This window comes from Candidatus Nomurabacteria bacterium (genome assembly GCA_023898465.1).
In the GTDB taxonomy this organism is placed as follows: domain Bacteria; phylum Patescibacteriota; class Patescibacteriia; order HK-STAS-PATE-3; family HK-STAS-PATE-3; genus HK-STAS-PATE-3.
The window spans coordinates 813,912-835,325 of the sequence record CP060223.1; the positions used below are offsets into that span (position 1 = coordinate 813,912).

Here is a 21,414-nt window from a genome sequence, read left to right on the forward strand (position 1 = left end):
GTGTATACTGCTTGCGAGTTTTTGCCCGTACAAATTATGGAAGATTCAATCCGAGTCAGGGGAGCCCGAGTACACAACCTGAAGAATCTCAGCGTTGAGATCAAACGTAATCAGCTTGTCGTGATTACCGGTCTTTCTGGTTCCGGCAAATCCTCGCTCGCTTTTGATACACTCTATGCCGAAGGTCAGCGTCGCTATGTTGAGTCTCTCTCAGCCTACGCTCGACAATTCCTCGGCCTGATGGATAAGCCGGATGTTGATAGCATCGATGGACTATCGCCGGCAATCGCCATTGACCAAAAATCAACCTCGCATAATCCCCGTTCAACTGTTGGTACAGTCACGGAAATTTATGACTACCTGCGTCTGCTCTATGCACGCATCGGACTTCCGCACTGTCCAAATTGTGGCAAGCCAATTACCAAGCAAACGATCGATCAAATTGTGAAGCAGGTACTAGCGCTACCAAAGAATACCAAAGTTGCAATTCTGGCACCGGTCATTCGCGATCAAAAAGGTGAGCACAAAAATGTACTAGCAGAAGCCCGGAAGGCTGGCTATGCCCGCGTCCGCTTCGATGGCACGCTCTACTCAATTGAAGAGGCCGAAGACCTAGAAGTAGATAAAAAGAAGAAACACTCGGTTGAAATCACCGTTGATCGTTTGGTCATGGGTGTTGATGATCAGGAAAAAGGAAAAGCGGAAAAAACTCGCTTATATGATTCACTAGAAACCGCCCTCGACCTTGGTAACGGCATTGTCGTTATCCACGATATGGATAAAGCAGAGGATCGTCTTTTCAGCGAGCACTTTGCCTGCGCTGATTGTGGCATCAACTTGCCGGAAATTGAACCACGTAACTTCTCTTTTAACTCTCCGCACGGCGCTTGCCCTGACTGTACCGGACTCGGCACCAAGCTGGAAATTGACCCAGGCCTCGTCATCCCAAACAACCGACTCACCTTAGCGGAGGGAGCAATTCGACCCTGGTCACGCACCTCAGCCAACCAAACGTGGTACTTCCGAATCTTAGAGGCTGTAGCCAAGGCAAATAATTTCGACACAAATACACCGATTAAGGATTTACCAAAGAAAGCACTGGATATTGTCCTGTATGGCACGGGCGATAAAATGTTTGACGTCAACAATGCGAACGCTTCAGGCAAAGTTCGAGAATTTATGACCACTTTTGAAGGAGTGATTCCGAATCTCATGCGTCGCTATAAGGAAACCGAGTCAGAATATATCCGCAGTGAAATTGAACGCTATATGCGCGTTTTTCCTTGTCCTACCTGTCAGGGCAAGCGCCTCCGACCAGAAGTGCTAGGTATCACCGTGGCGGAAAAAAGCATTGCCGAGATAGTGCAAATGACTATTGAGCAATCAAAAGAATTTTTCACTGGTATCACAAATAACTCTGGTAAAAAGAAGACCGAGCTCAGCTTAAGCGAACGTGATAAAAAAATTGCCAGCCAGATTCTCAAAGAAATTGTGGCACGACTCACCTTCCTCTCTGATGTCGGACTCGACTACCTCACGCTTGATCGCGCCGCCTCTACCCTAGCTGGTGGAGAAGCACAGCGCATCCGTTTGGCTACCCAAATTGGCTCATCCCTGGTTGGCGTTATTTACATTTTGGATGAACCATCCATTGGTCTGCATCAACGTGATAACGATAAGCTCATTGCCACCCTCCAGCGACTCCGTGATCTTGGTAACACTGTTATCGTGGTTGAGCACGATGAAAATACCATCCGCGCGGCTGACGATGTGATTGACATTGGCCCAGGGGCTGGTGAGCACGGTGGTGCCGTAGTCGCGCAGGGAACAGCCAAGGAAATTGAAAAGGTGAAAGATTCCTTAACCGGACAATACCTCTCTGGCAAAAAGGCTATCCATATCCCTAAGGAATTTCGTAAAGGAAATGGCAAATCAATTGGTGTAAAAGGTGCCCAGGCTTTTAACTTGAAAAATGTTGACGTCACTATTCCTTTAGGCAAGTTCGTTTGCATTACTGGCGTGTCTGGATCAGGTAAGTCAACTTTAATGACTGACATCTTGGCCCGCGCGCTCAACCAGCACTTCTACAAGTCAAAAGATATTCCTGAGAAGCACGACAGCATTGAGGGCTTGGAAAATCTTGATAAAGTCATCACGATTGACCAATCACCGATCGGACGCACCCCTCGTTCAAATCCGGCAACCTACACCGGCGTCTTTACCTACATTCGCGACCTCTTTGCCCAAGTGCCGGAGGCGAAGATCCGCGGCTACAGCCCTGGTCGCTTCAGCTTCAACGTAAAAGGTGGGCGCTGTGAAGCCTGTGAGGGCGACGGGCTGACCAAGATCGAAATGCACTTCTTGCCTGACGTCTATGTTGAGTGTGAAGAATGTAAAGGAAAGCGCTACAACCCGCAGGCGCTGGAAATTCACTACAAAGGCAAAACTATTTCTGATGTGCTAGAAATGACTGTCGAAGAAGCTATGCGTTTCTTTGCCCACATTCCAGCAATCCATCAGAAGTTAAAAACCCTGCACGATGTCGGTCTGGGCTATGTCCACCTCGGCCAGTCAGCAACTACGCTATCAGGCGGTGAAGCACAACGTGTGAAACTTGCCACAGAATTATCTCGCCGCGCTACGGGTAAGACACTTTATATTCTCGATGAGCCAACTACTGGCCTCCACTTCCACGATGTACAATCACTGCTCAACGTTATTAATCAGTTGGTGGATAAGGGAAACAGCGTCCTCGTGATTGAGCATAACCTGGACATGATTAAGTCAGCTGACTGGATTGTTGATATGGGCCCAGAGGGTGGTGAAAAAGGTGGCACAGTAGTCGCTGAGGGTACTCCACGCGATGTGGCAACGGTAAAAGCCAGTTACACCGGCCAATACCTCAAGGACATGCTGAAGGACGCATAAGAATCCCAGTGGTATACTGGGACTAATGTCCAAGCCACTAATCATTGCCCACCGTGGCGCCTCAGGCTACGAACCAGAAAATACCCTTCGAGCTTTTCAAAGGGCATTTGCGCTACACGCAGACGGAATCGAGCTTGACGTCCATTGTTGCGGATCTGGGGAGCTTGTAGTAATCCATGACGCCACACTACAAAGGACTACTGATGGGCACGGCCGGATTGCCAATTGCACGCTCTCAGAGCTGCAAAAACTGGACGCCGGGGCTAAAGAAAAAATCCCAACTCTCGACAGCGTCTTAAAACACACACCGAGAGGTAGCTTTGTGAATATAGAATTAAAAGGGAAAGGAAGCGGTCGAGCGCTCGCTCAATTTCTTTTTAAAAAAACAATGCGATCTAAGCTCCTTATTTCTTCTTTTCATTTTTCTGAGCTGAACGACCTACGAGAGCAGGACCCAAAAACACCTCTGGGCTTACTATCACTTTCTCCTCTTGGCATTTGGGAAAAAGCAAAGCAGCTCTCGGTAAGCTCAATTAATATCTACCATAGAAATTTAACGCATAAAACAGTAGGTCGTGCTCATTCATATGGCTACAAGGTATTTGCCTGGACTGTAAATACACCTCGCGATATTAGAAGGATGCTGCAGCTAAAAGTAGACGGGATAATCACAAACTATCCTGATCGCATACAAGAAATAGAAAAACCGCCCGCCTCATCCTGATACAAGTTCAGGACAAGACGAGCGGTGATATCAGCGACGCGAGATGCGCACGTCGACCTGCTCGATGAGCACACCAATGCAGAAGAGAGCAAACAAGCCGACACAAAGCACGAGAAGGGCGTCGCATCCAGGCTCAGGTCCACCCATCTCCACCGAGGAGACGTAGACCTGATGGGCCGAGTACACGACGTACCCAAGACCCAGGAGAAGAAAGGTGCGGTACAGAATCTTCTTGATCATCTCACCTCCCTAAGGTGTAGCGGTTCGACGTCGTTGTAGCCACAGGATGGGCTGCATCCACAGCCAGCCGAAGAGGAACCAGCCAACAGCCAACCAGAAGATGAAGACAGCTGGAGGCCAGAAGTATGGAGCGAATGCGTACGTTAGCATCACGTCATTTGCTGCAGATGGGAATGCTTCCTCACCTACAGCATAGCGCTCAGCCGCCTCGTCTCCGTAGCGGTCGCGAACCTTGTCCATGACCTCAGCGGAAAACTGCGACGCAGTGAGGCTCGCTGCCTCCTGCACACACTCATGATGCACGCGGTACGCATACATCGCGGACGGGATCGCCACCAGAATCGCGGCAATCACGTACCAAACACGCAAAGCAGTCCACTTTCGCATCTCGTCCTCCCATATTGCCAAGGTACAAAACTAACGTAAGAAGGTATCACTTTACGCGACTTTTGTCAATGCAAACACAGCCCGGGAGACATACTCCAAGGCTGTGTTACCTGCTAACAGCTCAAACGTGATCAGTACAACGAATCGACTAACTACTTCGTCATAAATGTCCTCTTCTTTGAAGAAGGACGACGAAGGGTAGTTTACTACCATCTGATGCTGAGCAACTGCCTATCACTCGGACAATCAATTGATTTGCCCGAATGGGCAGTCGGACAGACATCACGACCTACTAGGTCTCACATACTGCACGATAGTGCAAATATATGTAGAGCCATCGTACCTTACGGCACGAAGATTCTCCCTAGAAAGGAGGTGATCCACCGACAGCTTCCGCTACCGGTGCCTTGTTACGACTTAGCCCCTATCATCGAGCCTACCTTGGGCCCCAAACCTGGGGACTTCAGGTATTCCCGACTCTCTTGGCTTGACGGGCGGTGTGTACAAAGCCCGAGAACGTATTCACCGCAGCGAGGCTGATCTGCGGTTACTAGCGATTCCAGCTTCATGAAGGCGAGTTGCAGCCTTCAATCCGAACTGAGGGGTGGTTTGGTGGGATTTGCTTCACCTTGCGGTTTTGCGGCCCATTGTTGCACCCCATTGTAGCACGTGTGTAGCCCAAGACGTAAGGACCATGCTGACTTGACGTCGTCCCCACCTTCCTCTGCCTTAAAGGCAGCGGTTTGAGATGAACATTTAACATCTCATAGGGGTTGCGCTCGTTCGAGGACTTAACCCGACAGCTCACGCCACGAGCTGACGACAGCCATGCAGCACCTGTCTAGCACCCTCGAAGGCTGATCTCATTTCTGAGAACGTGCAGCTAGATTTCAAGTCTTGGTAAGGTTCCCCGCTTATCGTCGAATTAAACCACATGCTCCACCGCTTGTGCGGGCTCCCGTCAATTCCTTTGAGTTTTAGTCTTGCGACCGTACTTCCCAGGCGGAGTGCTTAACGCGTTAGCTTGGACGATGCTGAGAGGGTCGAAACTCCCAACACCTAGCACTCATCGTTTACAGCGTGGACTACTGGGGTATCTAATCCCATTCGCTCCCCACGCTTTCGTTCTTTTAGTGTCAGGATCGTTCTAGTAAGCTGCCTTCGCCATTGGTGTTCTTACCGATATTAACGCATTTTACTACTACACCGGTAATTCCGCTTACCTCTCCCGTCCTCAAGTTCAGTAGTATCAGGCGCGGCCCGAGGGTTGAGCCCTCGGATTTAACCCCTGACTTGCTGAACCACCTTTGAACGCTTTACGCCCAATAATTCCGGACAACGCTTGGGGCCTTCGTATTACCGCTGCTGCTGGCACGAAGTTAGCAGCCCCTTATTCCTGTGGTACCGTCACCGAAGTTCGTCCCACAGAAAAGCAGTTTACACTCCGAAAAGCTTCTTCCTGCACGCGGCGTCGCTCCCTCAGGCTTTCGCCCATTGGGGAAGATTCTCGACTGCAGCCTCCCGTAGGAGTCTGGGCAGTGTCTCAGTCCCAGTGAGGCGGGTCATGCTCTCACACCCGCTACCCGTCGTAGCCTTGGTAAGCCGTTACCTTACCAACAAGCTGATGGGACATAGGCCCCTCCTGAAGCGATAAATCTTTACTCTCCAATCAGATGATTGGAGAGCACATCCAGTATTATCCCTCCTTTCGAAGGGTTATGCTGAACTTCAGGGTAGGTTACCAATGTGTTACGCTCCCGTTTGCCGTGGTTACATTGCTGCACCACTCGACTTGCATGCCTAATCCACGCCGCCAGCGTTCGTCCTGAGCCAGGATCAAACTCTTAGCATAAAGATTTTTTATTACCGCATCCGAAGATGAGGCACCAGAAAGATCTTCAAAACTGGTATGGAATCATTATTGGGATTCATGTGTACCGATCACGCTCGAACTGTCAACGATCTGAACTATTTTTTCTTATCTTTATGGGGCGTCCGAGCGTGAGCGGCGCATCCCCATCAGAGTGAAGAAAAAACAGTGGAATCCGATTCGAAAATCAGACGCTACTGTTTTTCCTTACACCGTCCTGCTAGTTGTTAGGGCAGAGGGTATGTGAAGGCTTGTTTCCAGCTAATCGTAAGAGCATGCACATTGTAATGGTACTCTGAAAACTTGTCAAGGAGGAAGGCAGATAGTCAAACTTGCTAAAAAGCCATAAAAAGCTTAGGTTTTAGATAGATCATTTGTAACTACCAATCATCATGAGAGAACGAGGGGGAGACATGTCCCGAGAAGTAGCCCGTACAGAGTCGAAAGAATACCCACCAGATCGCAATGGCAACATCATCCGAGAGGAGGTCAGCGAGCTGGCTGGCGGTGCCGTGCATCGTGAAGGCGGCATTGAAGAGGGTCCAGAAGCTGGACGCCGATGGAGCAAGTGGGATGAGAAGGAAGCGCGTCCGATCCCGGATGCACCAGCTGAGCTTCCGCTCTGGTATACCAGCGACCCGACGCAAATCAATGAGCTGCGGGCTCGGCGCTACGGCTTCATCACAGAAGCGTCGGAAAACGGTGGAGGTCCGTTAGCCGGCGACGCCTGGCTGCATGCCGAAGCTGACGTTGAAGTACTGCCAGTAGACCCTTTCTCGGCTGAGGCTCTCGAGCGAATGAGGGAGCTGAGCGCTGAGAAGCCTACACTCGTGATACAGGATGCCGACTTCGCAACTACCTACCGTCGGCATGAGCATGAGGGTCAAATCCGAATCGAGATCACTCGAGTTCATGACAACGGCACCAAGTTCACACGCGGCGAACACATAACTGGAGACCGCAAAGGTTCCGGCTGGATCACGCGTGAAGCCCCAGTCGACACACAGATTGTCGACGGCCTCGAACTTCAAACCGATGACGGCAGTCGAATCAATAGCCTCCAGGTCAAGAAATCGACTTTCAACTTCGGTACAGGGTCGCAGAACCGTCTCTACGTGGAATTCGTTGGGCGTCGGGAAAGCGAAAGCTAGCCCACGCACCTACGCATGAACAAAAGCCCTTGCATCACTGCTGGGGCTTTTCACTTGGCGGGAGAATTCTGTTTTTTGCCCACTAGCCTATCCCCCAACTTATCCCAGTTCACCTTGAGCATGAGATAAACTGCCAACACGGAAAGTACAAGAGTGAGGACATTCGAGACAAGATTCGACTGATTTGACCCGGCCACGGCTGAGGCTATATTAGTGTACTTACCAAAGGCAGCTAATCCGATAGTAATAACCATTTTACCGAGAGCAACCGGTATAAGCATGCGGATAAATCCATAGCGCAAAAAACCAAGCGGCACGATAAAGATGTCGTCTGGAATTGGCGTTGCACCAATCAAGAAAAGTACGATGTAGACATACCAGCGCTTATGCTCGATCAAGCGCTTCAATACATCCAGATTTTTTTTGTACACATCATTCGTCAACTTCTGACCAAAGTAACCCAGGAAGTAGGAGGAACCTTCTCCTAAACCAGCTCCAACCCCGGCAATAATTCCAAGGAGGAGAGGATTAATATCAGCCGCCGCAATTAGCACGATAACCACCGTATATGGTATCGGCACCACAATGGAGAAATTAGCTAAGAACGAAATGAGAAAGCCGCCTATGTAGCCCTGCGTTGCGCTAAGCGAAATCAACCAATCCCAAAAACGATTAAGTCCGTCACGGACTGCTGGCACTCCGGTTACTAACCAAATGTAGGCGGCAATAACCAGCAGGGTGATAACGAGGAAGCGTTCTTCTTTACCAAATCGTACTCTCATATGCTTGAGGGATGTTTCCGATACTGCTTTTTTCGCCAAGCCGCAATATCAGCATGGTTTCCGGTGAGTAATTCTTTTGGCACGCGCTTGCCTTTATACACTTCCGGTCGAGTATACTGCGGGTACTCAATCTGATCTGGACTATGAGAAAAAGTTTCATCAACTGAGGAGGCGTCATCACCTAAAACACCAGGGAGAAGTCGAGTGACCGCATCAATAACCACCATTGCCCCAAGCTCTCCTCCGGTTAAGACGTAGGGCCCGATAGAAATTTGCTGATTTACTAGGCTACGAATTCGCTCATCAAAACCTTCGTAACGACCAGAGACAAGTATGAGCTGATCCAGTTGTGCGAGCTCTCGCGCTTTTGCCTGGGTGAGAAATTGCCCTTGAGGTGAAAGCAGGATCACCTGCTTCTTCTTTGTACGAGGAGGAAGTGTCCGCCCGGCCACTTTGCGAAGCGCCCGATCAATCGGCTCTACCTTCATGAGCATACCAGGGCCACCGCCATAGGGCTTATCATCCGTAGTGTGGTGCTTATCTGTTGCGTAGTCGCGGATGTTATGCACGCGAAGATCCAGCAGTTTTTTCTGCTGCGCCCGCTTCAATATGCTTTCGTTACAATAATCCGACACCATGTTCGGAAAAATCGTCAGTACATCAATACGCATGGGCCTATTGTAGCGCGAAGTGGCCTATCCTTCCAGTTGACATAAAGGCAATTCTCCAGTACCTCTAGAATTATGTCACAACGATTCTTTCGCACCCTAATACTCAGTCTAGCCGGTCTAGCCCTGCCCAGCCTCGTCTTTGCTCAGGACTTCCCTGATATCGGCTCGCAAATTGGTTTAGGTGGTGCCGACCCACAAACTGTTATCGTAAATATCATCCAAACCCTCCTTGGCTTTGCTAGCCTGGTGGCACTGGTCTTTGTTATCTTAGGTGGTTTCCAATGGATGTTGTCTGCCGGGAATGATGAAAAAATTGCCCGGGCAAAGAAAACCATTAGCGCGGCAATTATCGGAATTATTATTGTGCTGATCTCTTGGGCAATAGTGCAGTTTGTCATCAACACTGTTCTAGAGGTAACGCAATAGCCAATAAGTAGCAAGGAGCAAGGATTGCTTCTAAAAAACTCATAACAAAAACCCCAGGTCATGACACGCTGGAGTTTTTGTTTTGTTGACTAGAGTTTCAGGTCGTCAACCGCACTGGTGTCTTCCGCCATCGGTGCGCTGTCCTCTTCATGTGAAGGGGCCTGACGCATACGATCGCTCTTTCGGAAGCCTTCTGGCTCGAAAATCTTCAGGTTGACCCGGGCGTGATTCTTTGCCCCGACAACGCGAAGTAGCGTGCGGACTGATTTTGCGGTCTGACCGTTGCGGCCAATTACTTGGCCAAGGTCCTGAGGATTTACCTTGAGCGTAATCAAAACACCCATCTCATCGACGGTACGCTCAGTGGTAACGTCCTCTGGACGATCCACAATCGATTTGACCACGAACTCGACAAACTCCTGATCGCTGTGCTGTTCTGCCATAGATACAGTCCTGTGGTTACTACAGATGCCAGCGGTCGACCTTTCCGTCCGCCCTCACCCTCTAGGAACGAGCAGAGGAATCCAGGCTGGCGTGTTCGAGTGTACAAAAAATAGCCCGGTGCTGTCAATACGTCCCAAGCATTTTTTAACTACTTATTCGGCTTTTGGCTCTGCCTCAGCTGGCGCTTCTTCCTTTGTTTCAGCTGCCTCTGGCTTGGCTGCTTCCTCGGCTGGAGCTTCTGTAGCTTCCTTTGGAGCTTCGGCTGGGGTCTCGGCTGGCTTTTCGCTAGCTGCTTCAGCCTCGGCGCCCTTCTTCTTGATTGCGCCCTTGCGTCGCTTCTCGCCCTTAATCACGCCTTGATTTATCAAGAGGTTATGGACGGTATTTGAGCACTGGGCACCCTGGGAAATCCAATATTGGACCCGTTCGGTATTTACCTGAACGGTTGAGGGCTCGGTATGAGGGTTATAATTGCCCAAAAGCTCTAAATAACGGGCTTTTGGATCGCGCGCCTTTTCGGAAATAACAATCCGATAGGTTGGTTTCTTGCGCTTTCCGAATCTGGATAGTCGAATCATTAACATACCAGCATATAGTACGGAAATCTCGGAAAGTGTCAAGTGGGTGGCTAAATACTAAGCACAAAATACGAAATACTAAACAAGCACGAAATGCAAATTGATACATACTGGGAAATATTTAGAAATAAGGAAGCTTCAATTTGTTTCGAACTTCGTACTTCGGATTTCTAATTTTCTAAATGAAATGCTACACTATTCCTTGTCCCATCCTTATTATTAGCGCTGCTACGCGACTAGACTCCGAAACGTCATGTACCTCCAGAAGCTCGAGATCCAAGGCTTTAAGTCATTCGCAAAAAAAGTAGACTTCGACTTCACTCGGGGGATCGCCGCAATTGTCGGACCAAACGGTTCAGGCAAATCAAATGTGGCTGATGCCGTGCGTTGGGTGATGGGCGAACAGAGCATGAAAGTGCTACGCGGCAAACGGGCCGACGACGTTATTTTCTCTGGATCGGACAAGAAAGGCCGCCTCGGTATGGCCGAGGTAAGCCTGGTTTTTAATAACGAAGATGGAACCATGCCCATCGACTTCGCTGAAGTCGCTATCACCCGCCGTGTCTATCGTAACGGCGAAGGTGAGTATTTTGTAAATAAACAACCTGCTCGACTGGCTGACATTATACTCATGTTGGCAAAATCTAATGTGGGACAAAAAGCCTACTCCGTCATTGGTCAGGGCATGATCGACCAAGTGCTCATTGCTACACCACAGGAACGTAAAACCTTCTTTGACGAAGCTGCCGGCGTCCGACAATTTCAAATCAAGCGAGAGCAGGCTGAGAATAAACTAAAGGCAACGCGATCAAACCTCGCCCAAGCCGAGCTCCTCATGCAGGAGGTTGAGCCGCGTTTGCGCACTCTGACCCGCCAAGTCCGCCGACTGGAGCGCCGACAAGAGGTAGAACAGGAACTGCGCGCCCTGCAGGAAGCCTACTATAGCCAGGTCTGGGCCGATTTGAGTGAACGACATGCGACGGAAAAGAAACACTATGATGAGTTAGAGGCTGAGCAGCATAAAGCCGCCAAAGAACTGGAACACATCCAGCGAGAACTCGAAGCGATTGAGCAAGAGCGCGGCCAAGACGATGCCTTCCGAGAACTGCAACAGCAATACAGTCGCCTCTTGGATGAAAAAAACGCGCTAATGAAGGAACAGGCCGTCCTGCGTGGCCGCCAAGAACTCGAAGCGAGTCAACAGGGCCAATACGATGTTGTCTGGTTGAAGAATAGAAAAGAGGAATTAGAGCGTACGATCAAGGAAATTGATGAAGAGTTAGAACAACTCAGTACGCAGCTCGCTAAAGAACAAGCGCATTTTGAACAGCAATCGCTTGAGCGGGATAAAGTCGTGCAAGAGTTTGAAAGCATCGAGGCAAAGCTTGTTCAGGCCTCGAGCGAACTGCGCAATGAAAAATCCTTTGATGCTGGCAAGTTTCAAAAAACCCTCTCGACAACCAAGGCTGCCTACGAGGAGCTCCTTAGCGCACTCAACAGCCTAGAATCCTTAGAGCAACTGCCGAAGTTAAAGAGTCAGGCAGCAAAAATTGATGCGGATCTGGCTGAAATGCTCGATAGTATCAACCAAGAAGAGAAAGCTGATCACTCTCAAATCGTGCTTGAGCTGCAGGCTAAGCTCACTCAGTTCATGAAGACAAAAGACAGTCTGGTCAATGAGCTGCACGCGTTGGAGAATAAAACGAACCAGCTGAAGGAGAAACACGCAGCGCTCAAGCACTATCGCGATCGCCTCCAAGGTGAGTTGGACAAAGTGCTGCGCGAACTCACTCGCGCCAACATCAAGCCAGAAGACAAAGGTAAGGCTGATTCGCTTTTCCGCAAAGAAGACGCTGAACTAGAAAAGAAAGTGAACGAACTTGATGAGCGACTGAAGGCGCTCGCCCACGACATCCAGGGCTTTAATAAAAAGGCGCAAGACAAGCGTGAACGGCTCTTCAGCCTACAAAAATCTTTCCGTGAAAGCCAACAACGACTCAATGCTGAAAATGCAAAGTTAAATGCGATTCAAGTCGAGCTGGCTAAACTCGAAACTCGTCGGAATGACCTGGAGCAAGAGTTTACTGCTGAGGTGGAAAGCGCGCTCGCCGAAAAGATCAAAAAGGCGACAAGCGAAAAAATCGCTGAGGTAAAGCCGGTCGAATACTATCAAGAAGAAATCCGTCGCTGCAAGCACTCACTCGAGCTGATTGGCGGTATTGATGAGGCTATTACTCAAGAGTACGAAACTACGAATGAGCGTTTTGAATTCCTGAAGAAACAGTCCGATGATTTGCAGGAAGCTATGACGCATTTAGAGCAGGTAATAAGTGAGCTCGATGCGACAATTAAGAAGCAGTTTGATCAATCCTTCGAAAAAATCAATCGGGAATTCCAACACTACTTCCGAGTCCTTTTTCAGGGCGGTAAAGCTAGTCTCGTACTACGCAAAGAAGAAGTGCTCAAGAAGCTCGACGATGACGAAGAGGATGAAGATGACGACGACTTTGACGAAGATGAGGATGATGAAGAGGAGGAGCAAGCTCCAAAAATACAACCGAAAGGCGAGCTTGTTATTACAGGTATTGATATCAATGCAACCCCTCCTGGCAAAAAACTGCAAAACATTACCATGCTTTCTGGCGGCGAGCGCGCTCTGACCTCGATCGCACTTATTTGCGCCATCATGGCTAATAATCCCTCACCATTTGTCTTCCTCGATGAAGTGGATGCTGCCCTAGATGAAGCAAACTCTCAACGTTTTGCAAACATCATTGCCGAACTCAGCAATAAGACACAGTTTATCGTTGTCTCGCACAACCGCGCTACCATGGAAAAAGCCGCGCTTCTCTACGGTGTCACCATGGGTGACGACGGTATTTCAAAAGTCCTCTCCGTCAAGATGGAGGAGGCTGAAAAGGTTATCCAGCAACACGGCAACCGTCAATAAGTTGACGTTTTAACTTGAGCCTGGTATAGCAATGACAAGGTTCTTTTTTGTACCCTCAAGGTAAGGAGTTCACCTTGATCACTCAAGTGCAAGAACAGATTGACTCCCTGAGTTCAGCTCTAGGGGTCGCGGATGAAGAGCAGCGTCAAAAGGTGGCGTCGATCGTACGCACCTGCAACGAATGGATGGACCTCATCGAGAGTGGAACCACCAAGGAGAGAGGAGATTCCATCGAGATCAGTCTCCAGGGCCTAACCGAGGCCATCACTTGTCTCCGCGCCAGAATCCCGGAACTGGCAAAGAGGTCGAATCGCCGTCCCAGAGCGGTCCGGCTATCTCGCTTTCTGCGCCTCCGTACTACGAACGGCCAACTGATCGAAGCAATGTACAACGATGTGGCCTGTCTGATCAGACAAGCCAATCTGCCGAGTGCTTCTCTGGCCGCCTGAAGCATAGCGGACATCAGCCATCCTGGTGTCCGCTTTTCTATCCGAAAGAAATGCCACCGCACGAGACGATGGCATTTTTGGGAAACGTAGACCCGTCCTTGTCTAGGCCCTGACCTGATCGATCAGCCGATGGTAGCTGAGCAACCTCCTGTGAAATCCGCGATCACCTCGCGAAGCTTCCCAGGTGAGACCCCTCACAACCTTGTCGTTGCGATCCAGAATGGATCGCGTCCTCCCCGGCGTCATCCCTGACTTTGCCTTGGGCCTAGCGCTATTGGACTTGTTGGGCATAGTCCCCAACCCCCATATGCTACCCATCAACCCTATTGTTGATGTTAGTATTAAAATAAACCAATCTTAGGAATTGGTAAAGTATTCACTTCCCACAGGAAAACGCTTAGGGATCGACTCGAATCAACTCAGAGAAATAACTGCCCGGCACAATGCTCCGCTCGTTGTTATTTGCGCTTAGCTGGAAAAGAATTTCATAGACCTGGCGCTCATCTGGTGCATCCATACGGAAAGTGAAGCTGGCCACCTGACCTGGAGCAACCCTTGCCTCATTCATAGGAATACCACCGGTCTGTCGTGCCCATGACGTATCACGAAATTCCGGGCGACGGAAAAGCGCTCCATACACATTTAAACGCGTACCGCTGTCCCAGGTTTTTGTACCCGTGTTGCGATATCGCACAGTCACAGGGATTCGCCATGGCACGCGAATAGCTGGCGGAATCGTCTCACTTACTTTTTCAGCATGATATTCCCCTGGGTTCAATGGAGTATTAGCTGCATCAACTCGAATCAATGGATCGAAGATCGGATGTTGAATCGTATCAGCGCCACCATCAATATCAATTAACTGCATGTTTTGCACATAGACCCGTGGCACAACCGGCGCTCGCATGTAAAATCGATATGTGGCTGTTTCACCTGGACGAACCTGACTCTCCTGCATACGAATTTCACCAACCGCACCTGGCCAGCTGCCATCATAAAACGAGCTGGGGCCGTGATCATCATTCATTACCTTTAAGACAATCGAGCGATCCCAGGTTGTTACGCCAGTATTCTCAAATTTCACCGTGACAGGGATGCGCCAAGTATTTAACATTGCTACCGGGATTGTCTGACTCACCAATGCGGCCTGACTAGGTGAATCAACTCGCGAATGCACAACCACTTTACTTCCCGCTACTTCTTGTCCATTACGCAATAGGACAATCTCTTGCGTATAACGACCGATGGTATTTGGACTGCGAAGGCTAATGGTAAAGTTACCAGATTGACCCGGCTGAATAGGACCGTTATCTAAAGGAATGACGTTTTCGCCTGACGCGCTGTGTACGTCATACACACTATCACCACCGCCTGGATCACGTACGACGAGTGAGAATTCATTGCGCTGCCAAGCTGCTCGGCCGGCGTTTGCGTACTTCATAGTTACCGTGGCGGTGTCACTCTGCAGCATTGCTTCTGGGAAGCCATTCTCCTGCAAATGAGCAGCGTAGGGACTGCTGGTAATCGTGAAATTAATTGTTGCGCTTGTACCACTTAATTGCTGCCCATCATGAAACAAGGCAAATTTTGCTTGTAGGGCTGAGTGTCCAGTTGGTGCGGTAACTGTGAAATGATAGCGCACCGTTTGACCAGGATGAATTGGCGAATCCTCAATTACACCAGCAATATCTCCATCCCAATTTGATGCACGGAGTAAGTGAGCTGCATCATTTGCTGGCTTGAGTTCAGGTGCGGTACCGAAGCGCGTCCAGTCACTCGTACCATCATTGCGCATATCTACCCAAAGCTCGAGACTCACTCCCTCTCCAGTAGCTACCGTGTTATCACTCTGCCCACGCAAACTAGCTCGGGGCGCCCCATTCGGATCTGGTAGGGTATTGTACTCAGCTCGGGCTGCCGATCGAATGTCAGCAAACTGACTTGTATAGCGAGCCCCAGGGCAGGTTGTACAATCAACATCTCCGTGGCCAAAAATAGTTGGCAAAGTACGATCCATGAAAAAAACATCGCTGTTAGGTACAATACCTAAGGCTCGCCCTTTCACTGCGATGAAGTGACTAATTGCTGCTTTTGCTTGTGCAGAAACGTAATCTACGTTTTCGTAATTCCCGAGTAAGGCAACCCCGATGCTCCCACGGTTATAGCTTTGCTCAGCGCCCTTGCTTGTACACTCTGCGCCGCGATACGTATGCGCCCCGACCACACCGTCGCCTCCATAACGACCTTCAAAAATATGTCCTGTAGTATCGACGAGATAATTGTAGCCAATGTCGCCCCAACCTCGAATAACAGTATGGTAATAGTAAATACTGCGAATCACTGCTTTCGCTTGCTCTAAATCAGGCTGACCGTTTGAGCCTGCGGTGTGATGGAGAATAAACGCCTTTGGTGCCTCGTATTCTGGTGGCCATTCCTCTTGTCCATTATTGAAACGTAGTGATTCATCAGCTCCCCATTCGCTACGACTGATTACATCGAGGTCCTGAGCCTCAGTGTGAGGTACCAGCCATTGAAAAAGCGATTCATACCAGCTTGGTTCCTGTATCGTATCAATGAAGAAAAACTGCACCGAGCTTGGCAGGGCTTGCGTAGTGTTTACCGTATACTGCACTCGATCAGCCGGAAGAACATCAAGTAAATTGGAATAGTGCCGAGCGTCTCCATTAAGCTTCGCTCCCGCATCTTCATCACTTGTAATGGGTATCCAATCACTCCATTGGCCATGACTACGGAAGCGTACCTTAAGCTCACTCTCCTCTGTGCCTGACCAGGTTGCCGCGATAGCATTGAAAGTAACGCCCGGATTAACAACAGGAGACGTAAAGCCAGCTTGCACCTGCACATCCAGTGTGCGTGAAGTAATTGCTACAGCGCTCTGCTCAGCCCGACCTATCATTGGCATGACAATAGCAAAGACACCTAGCAAGGATGCTAAGCTAAGACTCAAAATGCCAATACGGCGGAAATACTTTTTTGTCATGTATGTTTGTTTTGGGAACAAAAAACCTCAGTAGCAAACTGAGGAGTAGAGTCAGTGAGAACCTCACTTACCTACATAGTATAACGTATTTTAACGATTTTGTCCAGAGTAAGCAGAGTGAGGAGGCAGTCATAGTTTTTGATCGCCCCCTCTTAGAATCAGCGGACAATAGTTATTTTTTGCTTTCTGGTAGCATCGCCTGCTCTCAAAGAAACAAAGTAGATGCCAGAGGGAAGATTGGAGGTATAGAAGCTATATTGATGTCCACCAACACCCTGGGGGCCTAAGCGCCTTTGTTCTACAACCCTCCCTAAGACGGTCACGAGACTGAGCTCAACTTCTTGAGATTCGGAAAGCGAATACTCTATCGCTATTACTCTATCGATCGGATTCTCCTTCACTTGTAGCTCGGATCCAATAGAACTAAAATCCGGAAGTTCTTGTACCCCGGAAATCACTCCAAGGGAGTAGTAATATACTCCAACAGGATTTGCAGTAGACGTTGTGCTGATCACTGGAATATCCAACACACCGTCCATATTAACATCTGCGATGAGATCTGCTCTTGAGCCATACGAGAAATCTGAATCGGATGGATAAAAGGAGGCTTCGAGAATCCCACTAGGAAACTCAACCACTTCAACCCCTGTATAACCACCTCCCGCATCCGTAGCAATAACACCGACCAAAAACTCTACTTCTTGATCAGTGTCGAAGTTGCTAATTCCGTAACAGACGAATATTTCTCCCGACGAGCTATCATAGGAGAAAATCGGAGTCGAATTACCCGGTTTGTATACCTGCAAGATATCTCTGGCGAGTATAAACTCCGGGCCAAATTCTAGATCTACATAAGCAATAGACCAATACCGTGATGCAGGATCAGGCAATTCCCAAACTAGCGTCTGACCAAAAGCCGACATTGTAGAGGTGATAACCATTGTCAAAAGAGCGATCACGTACGAAAGGCAACGCATGATAAGCCTCCTATGTTTTGCTGCCCACTGTATGATTACTAATTATCGAACTTTTTGTCCAGTCGCCTTACTCTTCACGCACATAGCGCAGGACTAAACGAGAAAGTCCAATCGCGCTGATGTACCCGATACTCACCCCAGCGATCAATACTAACCATGGGGTAAATCCTAGCGCAACGAGATGGAAGGCGTCTCGAAGAGGTGTGTAAATGAGTAGTAACTGGAGAAGCACTGAAGCACCGAGTGCCAATACTAACCAAGGATTTGAAAACCAACCTAATTTTTCCTGTGAGCGGATCGTCCCAATCCGAACAAACTCATAGAGCACGAAGCCGGTAAAGAGAGTGGTGCGAGCGGTGTCAAAACCAAGCGGCAAAGTGATTAGGAATGTTGCGAGTAAAATAATCGTTTTCTTAGTTCCTATCACTGCCACTAACCACCACAGCTGACGGGTGAGAATTGAGGAAGCACGGCGAGGCGGATCTTTCATAATATCGCTGCGGGCAGGATCGACGCCCAGCGCAATCGCCGGTAAGCCATCGGTGAGCAAATTAATCCAGAGAATGTGCACTGGTAGAAGAATCGGCTCAGAAAAAGGCAAAGCAACTGCAGCGATAAAGAGTACGGCGATCTCTGCCACGTTTGAGGTAAGGAGATAATTAATAAACTTCTGGATGTTTTCAAAAATGCGGCGACCTTCTCGTACGGCTGATTGAATCGTAACAAAGTTGTCATCTAGTAATATAATATCGCTTGCCTCACGTGCCACTGCAGTTCCGCTTTTACCCATTGCAATACCTACGTCAGCTCTTTTCAACGCCAGGGCATCATTTACTCCATCGCCAGTCATGGCCACATTGCCATCCTTTTGAAGCGCTTCCATAATGCGAATTTTTTGCAACGGCGAGGTACGGGCAAAAATGTTTACCCCACCTTGCAGTGCCCTACGAAGCTGAGCATCGGACATGCTGTCCAGTTGCGCACCCTCAATAGCTCCATTACTAGTGAGTTGTACTCTCTGGGCAATTGCCTGAGCAGTCAAGGCGCTATCTCCGGTAATCATCACCACGCGAATTCCCGCCTGTCTACATTGTGCAACTGCATCCTTCACCTCTTCTCGCGGAGGATCAATGACCGCCACTAGTCCCACCCAAGTCATATTCTTCTCTTCAGCTTTGTTCGCATCCTTTGCACTAGCTCGCGCAAAGCCCAACATGCGTAAACCTTGACTGGAAAGTTGCGTAATCTGCTGGGTAATTATTTTACGCTGGGCAGCGCTAATTTTTTGCACTTTATCTCCAAGCAAAACTTGAGTGCAGCGCTGTAAGATTTGTTCGGGAGCGCCTTTGGTATATACGAGAAGCTGCTTATCTTGCTTCGCGCGCGCAATAATACTCATCATCATTCGATCTGAGGTGAAAGGAATCTCATGTACTCGCTTCAAGGATTTTTGAATGCGCTCGCGAGATGCCGGAAAACGCTCAGCGAATTTGAGTAGCGCTATTTCAATTTGATCACCGAGGTAAGCTTCTTGACCGTCTCGATTCTTCCCTTTTCGTGCGTTGTTATTTATCAGCATGCCAGTAAGTAGCTCGGGAATATTTTTTTGATCTGCTGCGTCGGCATCAAAAATTCCATGCACCGTTGCAAGCGCAGTTACTGACATTTCATTCTTTGTCAGTGTGCCTGTTTTATCCGTACCTATGACCGAAACAGCCCCAATTGATTCAACAGCTGATAAACGACGAATGAGCGCCTTATGCTGTGCCATATCACGAGCACCCATAGTCATCACTAAGGTGAGCACTGCGGGTAAACCCTCCGGTATTGCCGCTACTGCTAAGGAGATAGCAATGAAGATAGCATCAAGTACGTCATATTTTAATAAGCTTATGAGTGCAAAAAGCACTAGGAGGATAAGCACGAAGCGGACGGCCCGTCGGGAGAATTGATCAATCTCTTGATGGAAAGGTGAATTACCATCCTCCAGCACATTCAATCGCTCAGCAATTTCACCCATCCGAGTTTTCATACCAATTCGCTCTACTCGACCAATAGCGTTACCAGATGTCACAAAAGTACCCATAGCGACTTCATGCTGCTGATAACGAGCCACTGCGGCCGATTCGCCGGTCAGCATGGATTCATTTACCATGAGCTCCTGACTTTTTAGCAGCGTCATGTCAGCCGGAACATTATCACCCTCCTGGAGTACCACGATATCGCCGGGCACGATTCGATCTGCGCTAATAACTCGCTCCACTCCATCTCGGATAACGCGAGCCTCAGGTGCGGCAATTTTTCGTAGCGCTTGAACTGATTGCTCTGACTTATACTCCTGAATAAAACCAGCCACGCCGGAAATAATTACGATAATAACGATGAGAATAGCATCAAGTCGTATATCGCTATGACCAGGAGAGAAAGATAGGGCCCCTGAAATAAGTGCAGCAATCAAAAGCACGACCACCAGTGGTGAAGTAAACTGGCGGAAAAAAATTTGCACAGGGCTCACCCGTTTACCGACTGCCAGCGTATTCTCACCATAACGAGCACGCTGCGCCCGAACTTGCTGTGAACTCAGGCCTTTTGTTTCGTCTATTTTGTCTTGAGTTGATTTCGCCATCGTGCAGAAAGCTGCGCAAAAAGAAATGGAATAAGCAAAGTGAAACAAATAGTCGAAGCTATAATCACCGAATAAAGTCCAACATCAATCAGGCCGTTATCAAAGAGTAGCTTCACAATAATAATGCTGGTGCTGAAACGAACAGATAGTCCTATACCGAGTAAAATAGCCCCCCGTCCACCAAACTCCTTCTTGCCCATAACAATACTCGCCAGGAGCTTAGCCAGACCAGCCACTACTATAAGCGCAGCAATTTGCCAGAGATGTCCACCAACGTATTGCAAATCTAGAGATGCGCCAACCCACACAAAAAAGATTGGAGCAAAGAAGCCATAGGCGATGGTGCGCAAATCAGTTTCAATAAACTTCAAGCGTGCAGTTGGGATAAAATTACGTAGGGCCACACCGGCCAGCAAAGCACCTAGCGCAGTCGCCTCGGCAAAAGAACCAACTGCCAAGAAAAGGAAAAGACCAAACATGGTCATGAGAAAAAGGGTTTCCACCTGAGAAAACGCGAACCGCTGGCGCTCTGCTCGCAAGTAAGAAAAAAGTGCGGTCAATCCAAATAAACCTAGGAGACCAAGGAAAACAACAGCAACGTGGACGGAGATATTTACCGCACTCGTACCAAGTAATAAAGATACGAAAATGAGACTGATAATTTCAACGATGTCATCTAGGGTTCCTATACCAATAATCGCCTGCCCGACTGGCGTACGAATAAGCTTAGAGGCATCAAGTATTGGCACTAGGATTGCCTCGCCGACTGTGGCAAAAGACAGACCAACCAAGATAGCGATATCCCATGAAACCTGAAAAAGGGTATGCACTAATATGCTGCCCAATAATGCCTCAAAGAGAATAATGACAAAAGCCGAGCTTGCTAAAAACGCTCCTTTCTTCCGCATGTCTTGTACATCCACCTCAAAACCAATGATGAAGAGTAGGAGGTACATACCTAATTGAGCCAGGAAGGAAAAAGTTTCTCCGTTGGTAATAGTGGAAAAAGGATTTCCTATGGCGAGTATTGTTCCAAGTATCAGCGCGGCAAAGACCCACGGCACTTTCACTCGCTCAATCAACCTCCCTACCAGGAGAGTGAACAAAAAGACGACGCTTAAAAAGAGATAAATACTCATTACTCTGTAGTATTGCGCGATTTATGCTTCAACGCAAACGGTATCTAGTCTCTTTACAAATTTTCCAGACT

15 protein-coding genes and 1 rRNA gene are annotated in these 21,414 nt (G+C 48.8%); 5 read left to right on the forward strand and 11 right to left on the reverse strand.

Features of this window, described 5'->3' with window-relative positions; genetic code table 11:
* Positions 1–36 precede the first annotated feature (36 nt).
* On the forward strand, positions 37–2,928 hold the full coding sequence (gene uvrA / locus H6760_04070) for an excinuclease ABC subunit UvrA (GenBank protein USN53314.1): 2,892 nt from the start codon (positions 37–39) through the stop codon (positions 2,926–2,928).
* Positions 2,929–2,953: 25 nt separating this feature from the next.
* Complete coding sequence (locus tag H6760_04075) at positions 2,954–3,652, forward strand: glycerophosphodiester phosphodiesterase (GenBank protein ID USN53315.1); 699 nt, start codon at positions 2,954–2,956, stop codon at positions 3,650–3,652.
* A 30-nt stretch (positions 3,653–3,682) separates the two neighbouring features.
* Here the strand turns inward: H6760_04075 and H6760_04080 are convergent, their stop codons facing one another.
* The 3 genes from H6760_04080 to H6760_04090 form a co-directional block, all read right to left on the reverse strand.
* Positions 3,683–3,892, reverse strand: a complete 210-nt coding sequence (locus H6760_04080) for a hypothetical protein (protein ID USN53316.1) — start codon at positions 3,890–3,892, stop codon at positions 3,683–3,685.
* Positions 3,893–3,901: 9 nt separating this feature from the next.
* Positions 3,902–4,279 (reverse strand): hypothetical protein, encoded by a 378-nt coding sequence (locus tag H6760_04085; protein ID USN53317.1) that lies wholly within the window; start codon positions 4,277–4,279, stop codon positions 3,902–3,904.
* 366 nt (positions 4,280–4,645) lie between these two features.
* Positions 4,646–6,135, reverse strand: a 16S ribosomal RNA gene (locus H6760_04090).
* 427 nt (positions 6,136–6,562) lie between these two features.
* Between H6760_04090 and H6760_04095 the strand changes: the two genes are divergently transcribed.
* On the forward strand, positions 6,563–7,300 hold the full coding sequence (locus tag H6760_04095; GenBank protein USN53318.1) for a hypothetical protein: 738 nt from the start codon (positions 6,563–6,565) through the stop codon (positions 7,298–7,300).
* Between the two features lie 50 nt (positions 7,301–7,350).
* On the opposite strand, the gene H6760_04100 is transcribed toward H6760_04095, so the two are convergent.
* Positions 7,351–8,082: a hypothetical protein gene (locus H6760_04100; protein USN53319.1), complete on the reverse strand. Its 732-nt coding sequence runs from the start codon at positions 8,080–8,082 to the stop codon at positions 7,351–7,353.
* Positions 8,079–8,753, reverse strand: coding sequence for a tRNA (guanosine(37)-N1)-methyltransferase TrmD (trmD, locus tag H6760_04105; GenBank protein ID USN53320.1), 675 nt, complete (start codon positions 8,751–8,753; stop codon positions 8,079–8,081). The genes H6760_04100 and trmD overlap by 4 nt, the downstream gene beginning before the upstream one ends.
* Positions 8,754–8,825: 72 nt before the next feature.
* Here trmD and H6760_04110 point away from each other — a divergent pair, with 72 nt between their 5' ends.
* Positions 8,826–9,179 carry a hypothetical protein gene (locus H6760_04110; protein ID USN53321.1) on the forward strand — a complete coding sequence of 118 codons (354 nt, stop codon included), beginning with the start codon at positions 8,826–8,828 and terminating at the stop codon, positions 9,177–9,179.
* Positions 9,180–9,268: 89 nt separating this feature from the next.
* Here H6760_04110 and H6760_04115 read toward each other — a convergent pair whose 3' ends face one another.
* The gene (locus H6760_04115) at positions 9,269–9,622 is read right to left on the reverse strand and encodes a KH domain-containing protein (GenBank protein USN53322.1); all 354 of its coding nucleotides are present in this window, start codon (positions 9,620–9,622) and stop codon (positions 9,269–9,271) included.
* Positions 9,623–9,775: 153 nt separating this feature from the next.
* Entirely contained in the window at positions 9,776–10,201 is a 426-nt protein-coding gene (gene rpsP, locus H6760_04120; GenBank protein ID USN53323.1) for a 30S ribosomal protein S16, read from the reverse strand.
* A gap of 253 nt (positions 10,202–10,454) precedes the next feature.
* Here rpsP and H6760_04125 point away from each other — a divergent pair, with 253 nt between their 5' ends.
* A complete protein-coding gene (locus H6760_04125) occupies positions 10,455–13,151 on the forward strand; it encodes an AAA family ATPase (GenBank protein USN53324.1) in 2,697 nt (898 codons plus the stop codon).
* Positions 13,152–13,997: 846 nt separating this feature from the next.
* Here the strand turns inward: H6760_04125 and H6760_04130 are convergent.
* The 4 genes from H6760_04130 to H6760_04145 all read right to left on the reverse strand — a co-directional run bounded on the left by H6760_04130 (position 13,998) and on the right by H6760_04145 (position 21,343).
* Complete coding sequence (locus H6760_04130) at positions 13,998–16,601, reverse strand: N-acetylmuramoyl-L-alanine amidase (GenBank protein ID USN53325.1); 2,604 nt, start codon at positions 16,599–16,601, stop codon at positions 13,998–14,000.
* A gap of 158 nt (positions 16,602–16,759) precedes the next feature.
* Entirely contained in the window at positions 16,760–17,542 is a 783-nt protein-coding gene (locus H6760_04135) for a T9SS type A sorting domain-containing protein (protein USN53326.1), read from the reverse strand.
* 103 nt (positions 17,543–17,645) lie between these two features.
* Positions 17,646–20,204 (reverse strand): cation-transporting P-type ATPase, encoded by a 2,559-nt coding sequence (locus H6760_04140; protein USN53327.1) that lies wholly within the window; start codon positions 20,202–20,204, stop codon positions 17,646–17,648.
* Complete coding sequence (locus H6760_04145) at positions 20,177–21,343, reverse strand: cation:proton antiporter (protein USN53328.1); 1,167 nt, start codon at positions 21,341–21,343, stop codon at positions 20,177–20,179. Before H6760_04145 ends, H6760_04140 begins: the two co-directional genes overlap by 28 nt.
* Positions 21,344–21,414: the final 71 nt, after the last annotated feature.

Coding starts and splice junctions, on each gene's coding strand:
- uvrA (USN53314.1), top strand. CDS start 37: ATGGAAGATTCAATCCGAGTCAGGGGAGCCCGAGTACACAACCTGAAG.
- H6760_04075 (USN53315.1), top strand. CDS start 2,954: ATGTCCAAGCCACTAATCATTGCCCACCGTGGCGCCTCAGGCTACGAA.
- H6760_04080 (USN53316.1), bottom strand. CDS start 3,892: ATGATCAAGAAGATTCTGTACCGCACCTTTCTTCTCCTGGGTCTTGGG.
- H6760_04085 (USN53317.1), bottom strand. CDS start 4,279: ATGCGAAAGTGGACTGCTTTGCGTGTTTGGTACGTGATTGCCGCGATT.
- H6760_04095 (USN53318.1), top strand. CDS start 6,563: ATGTCCCGAGAAGTAGCCCGTACAGAGTCGAAAGAATACCCACCAGAT.
- H6760_04100 (USN53319.1), bottom strand. CDS start 8,082: ATGAGAGTACGATTTGGTAAAGAAGAACGCTTCCTCGTTATCACCCTG.
- trmD (USN53320.1), bottom strand. CDS start 8,753: ATGCGTATTGATGTACTGACGATTTTTCCGAACATGGTGTCGGATTAT.
- H6760_04110 (USN53321.1), top strand. CDS start 8,826: ATGTCACAACGATTCTTTCGCACCCTAATACTCAGTCTAGCCGGTCTA.
- H6760_04115 (USN53322.1), bottom strand. CDS start 9,622: ATGGCAGAACAGCACAGCGATCAGGAGTTTGTCGAGTTCGTGGTCAAA.
- rpsP (USN53323.1), bottom strand. CDS start 10,201: ATGATTCGACTATCCAGATTCGGAAAGCGCAAGAAACCAACCTATCGG.
- H6760_04125 (USN53324.1), top strand. CDS start 10,455: ATGTACCTCCAGAAGCTCGAGATCCAAGGCTTTAAGTCATTCGCAAAA.
- H6760_04130 (USN53325.1), bottom strand. CDS start 16,601: ATGACAAAAAAGTATTTCCGCCGTATTGGCATTTTGAGTCTTAGCTTA.
- H6760_04135 (USN53326.1), bottom strand. CDS start 17,542: ATGGTTATCACCTCTACAATGTCGGCTTTTGGTCAGACGCTAGTTTGG.
- H6760_04140 (USN53327.1), bottom strand. CDS start 20,204: ATGGCGAAATCAACTCAAGACAAAATAGACGAAACAAAAGGCCTGAGT.
- H6760_04145 (USN53328.1), bottom strand. CDS start 21,343: ATGAGTATTTATCTCTTTTTAAGCGTCGTCTTTTTGTTCACTCTCCTG.